This is a genomic window from Streptomyces spongiae, from assembly GCF_009377185.1.
Lineage (GTDB): Bacteria > Actinomycetota > Actinomycetes > Streptomycetales > Streptomycetaceae > Streptomyces > Streptomyces spongiae.
The window spans coordinates 1-2,145 of sequence record NZ_VJZC01000967.1 but is presented as its reverse complement, the minus strand read 5'-3'; the positions used below and the strand labels follow the sequence as shown (position 1 = coordinate 2,145).

Sequence of the window (2,145 nt, the reverse complement as noted above, 5' to 3'; positions counted from 1 at the left end):
TGTATAAGAGACAGCGACATCCCCGCCCTCGTCGTGGAGTTCGACAACGAGGCCGGCGCCCGCGCCATCACCGGCCACCTGCTCTCGGCGGGCCACCGCCGCATCGTCTTCCTCGGCGGACTGCCCGGCAACACGGCCCTCGACGCCCGCGTGGCCGGCTACCGGGCCGCGCTCGCCGAACACGGGCTGCCGGCCGAGGCCGCCCATGTCGTCGACTGCGGTCTCGGCCGGGCGGCGGGCCACCGCGGCATGACCGAACTCCTCAAGGCCACACGGGAGTTCACCGCGGTCTTCGCGGGGGACGACATGGTGGCCGCCGGGGCCCTGCGCGCCATCGCCGACGCCGGGCTGCGCGTCCCGTACGACATCTCTGTCGTCGGCTACAACGACATCCCGCTCGCCGAGGACTTCAACCCGCCGCTCACCACGGTCCGCACCCCCGCCGAGGAACTCGGCCGCGCCGCCGTCCGCATCGCCCTGCGCGACCCGGACCACACCGCGGGCGCGCACCATCTCCTCGGCACCCACATCGTCGTCCGCGACAGCGTCCAGCCACCCCCCAACTGACGGAGGACCAGCCCCCGTATGACCGCGCCGCACGTGTCGCTCACCGGCCTGCCGCCCCTCGACCCCGCCCGCTCACCCGTCACCGGCTGGACCCGCGCGCACTGGGAGGCGACGGCCGACCGCCTCCTGGAAGGACTCCTGCCGTACGCCTCGCCGGGGTTCGCCCAGTACCGGCTGACCGGCCGCGCCAGTTACTCCGGCCCCTGGTCCGACGGCCTGGAGGGCTACGCCCGCTCGTTCCTGCTCGCCGCCTTCCGCATCGCGGGCTCCCAGGGGCAGGTCGGCCCGGAGCTGATCGAGCGGTACGCGGCCGGGCTCGCCGCCGGGACGGACCCGTACGGAGACGAACGCTGGCCGCCCATCACGGACCGAGGCCAGCCCATGGTCGAGGCCGCCTCCCTCGCGATCGCCCTGCACGAGTCCCGGCCGTGGCTGTGGGACCACCTCGACGACGGCGTCCGCCAACGGGTCGCCGACTGGCTGGGCGGCTTCGTCGGCGCGACCGCCAACGACTCCAACTGGCGCCTGTTCCAGGTCATCACCGAGGAGTTCCTGGCCTCGGTGGGCGCCCCGCACAGCCGCGCCGAGATCGACGGCGGGCTCGCCCGGCTGGAGGACTGGTACCGGGGTGGCGGCTGGTACACCGACGGCCACGGCCACAAGTTCGACTACTACAACGCCTGGGCCCTGCACCTCTATCCGATCCTGTGGGCCCGTATCGCCGGGCCGCGCGCCAGTCCCGCCCGGACGGACCGGTACCGCGCCCGGCTGCGCGAGTTCCTCACCGCGTACCAGCACTTCTTCGGCTCCGACGGCGCCCCAGTCCACCAGGGCCGCTCCCTCACCTACCGCTTCGCGGTCACGGCTCCGCTGTGGGCGGGCGCGCTGGTGGACGCGACGCCCCTGTCGCCGGGCCGTACCCGCCGCCTCGCCTCCGGCGCGCTCAAGCACTTCGCCGACCGAGGAGTCCCCGACGAGCACGGTCTGCTGAGCCTGGGCTGGTACCGGCCCTTCCCGCCGGTCACCCAGCGGTACTCGGGCCCGGCCTCCCCGTACTGGGCGAGCAAGGCATTCCTCGGTCTGCTGCTGCCGGCCGACCACCCCGTGTGGACGGCACCCGAGGAGCCGGGTCCGGTCGACACCGACGACACCTGCCTGGCGCTGCCCGCCCCGGGCTGGCTGCTGCACTCCACGGCCGCAGACGGGATCGTACGGCTCGTCAACCACGGCAGCGACCGGCTGCCACCGCCGCCGGCCGCGTCCGAGGACAACCCGCACTACACGCGGTTCGCGTACGCCAGCGCGGCGGCCCCCGACACCGCGGGCCCGGGTTCCGTCGGGGGCGATGAGGGCATCGACAACCACATCGCCCTCATCGCGCCCGACGGAACCGCCTCCCGGCGGGGGCGCATCCACCCGCTCGGGGTGACCGGCCGCCGGGCGGCCTCCTGGCACTCGGCGTCACTGGCGGGGGAGGAGCACCGGATCGAGACCACCAGCGTGGTGCACGGCCCCTGGGAGGTGCGGGTGCATCGCGTCGAGGGCCCGTACGGGGTGGCCGTGCGCGAAGGCGGGTGG

Annotated in this window: 2 protein-coding genes; both read left to right on the top strand. The window is 74.5% G+C overall.

Going from position 1 to position 2,145, the window contains the following annotated elements; genetic code table 11:
- On the top strand, positions 1-567 hold a 567-nt coding region (locus FNH08_RS49225), incomplete at its 5' end, for a LacI family DNA-binding transcriptional regulator (RefSeq protein ID WP_152778463.1).
- A gap of 18 nt (positions 568-585) precedes the next feature.
- A partial coding sequence (locus tag FNH08_RS49220; RefSeq protein ID WP_152778461.1) for a DUF2264 domain-containing protein occupies positions 586-2,145 on the top strand: 1,560 nt, incomplete at its 3' end.